The sequence below is a fragment of the Vibrio sp. 10N.286.52.C3 genome (assembly GCF_041468865.1).
Taxonomy (GTDB): Bacteria; Pseudomonadota; Gammaproteobacteria; order Enterobacterales; family Vibrionaceae; genus Vibrio; species Vibrio crassostreae_C.
Map to the genome: position 1 here is coordinate 1 of NZ_JBFRJM010000033.1, position 1,588 is coordinate 1,588.

Here is a 1,588-nt window from a genome sequence, read left to right on the forward strand (position 1 = left end):
TCTTCAAGCTGATTTGATCATATATGGACACTTCCTATTGGCAAGTAGTAAATCTGAAAGTTTTAGGTAAAAGATTGCAGACATATATCCGAGTTCAAGGACTCTTAATGATTTCCGCTGAGCATGCTCTTATCAACAACACGAACTTGAAAGTCCTAAGATCAAATCAGAGTTCCATACTCACGGTCTTACCTGTTTTCTCATTTCCACTTCATGCGCAATTTTAGATAGATAGTAATTCAGGATTATAGTGTTGCTGATTAGCCAATAAAGCCCATGCAATTCGAGCATTCCGATTAGCTAGTGCGACTATTGCAACATTCTTGTGTTTTCGTTTCAGTAAGTCATTCAACCAGCGGTGAGTATAAGTGGTTGGCTGTTGCTTTAAGTGCCCAAGAACAGCTCTTGCACCATGCTCTAGTAGTCTTCGTAAATAGCCATCCCCCCGCTTGCTTATACCAAGCAATACTTGTTTGCCACCCGTTGAAAACTGCTTAGGTACAAGTCCAATCCATGCAGATACCTGCCGTCCATTATTAAAAGATGCGGGGTCACCTATACTTGCAACAAGTGCGGTGGCAGTTATAGGGCCAATTCCAGGGATCTCTGCGATTCTTTTAGAATCAACATTCGTACTGTGCCATTGTTCAATTTCTTTTGTTAACGCACTAATTCGTGAAGAAAGCTCATCAATTAGTTCTTTTAAATGAGTAACCACGCAGCGAATCGGTGGCGTCAAATTATTTTCAGCATCCTCTAAAACCAGAGGGAGCTGCTTGTTAAGTGATGCACTTCCTTTAGGAAAGACAAGACCAAACTCAGCCAGCAACCCACGTAATTGATTAGTTTGGCCAGTTTTCATTGAAACTAACCTTTCTCTAGCTTTGTGAACAGAAAGGATTGATTGCTGTTCAATCGATTTTATAGGTACGAAACGCATGTTAGGGCGAGTTACCGCTTCACAGATTGCTTCAGCATCAGCGGTATCGTTCTTATTTGATTTCACATAGGGCTTAACAAACTGCGGAGGCATAAGTTTAACGTCATGACCAAATTGCTTGAATACTCTTGCCCAATAATGAGCACTGGAGCAAGCTTCCATACCAACAAGACAAGGAGGCATATTGGTCAACGTTTCGGACAACTTCTTTCTGCTGATATTTTTCTTCAAAAGAACTTTGCCTGATGAATCTACTCCGTGAAGAGCAAAAGAAGATTTAGCTAAGTCGATACCTAAAGTTGCAATGGTCATGGTCTCTTCCTCATTTATGTTACCGACTATAAGTTTAGACGGTGGGTGGAAGTGTCCATATCATTAACAACGCCGCCGTAAGCCAGTAAAACAACGGTAGGTAGGTTGTCGTTCTTGAAGTGGAAACACTTAATTGAAATTGATTTCGAAAATCATCTACTTTTGCCGGTTTAAGATAAATCTATTTAAACCAATCACTTAAGGTGTAAATTGCACTTCAAACACTATGCGAACAGTTAAAGTGATGATTTGATCCATCAAATGGGATTACATAATAAAACCTTTTGTTCTTAATATTCGGTTCGAAGCAACGAGATGCTTTATTTATTTTGAATA

1 protein-coding gene is annotated in these 1,588 nt (G+C 39.7%); it reads right to left on the reverse strand.

Annotated features, from left to right (window positions below; translation table 11 throughout):
• Positions 1-223 precede the first annotated feature (223 nt).
• Positions 224-1,252 carry an IS110 family transposase gene (locus AB4138_RS14185; RefSeq protein WP_372306481.1) on the reverse strand — a complete coding sequence of 343 codons (1,029 nt, stop codon included), beginning with the start codon at positions 1,250-1,252 and terminating at the stop codon, positions 224-226.
• Positions 1,253-1,588 lie beyond the last annotated feature (336 nt).

What these genes read in the sequence shown, in the direction of transcription:
- AB4138_RS14185 (WP_372306481.1), bottom strand. Translation starts at nt 1,252, where the DNA reads ATGACCATTGCAACTTTAGGTATCGACTTAGCTAAATCTTCTTTTGCT.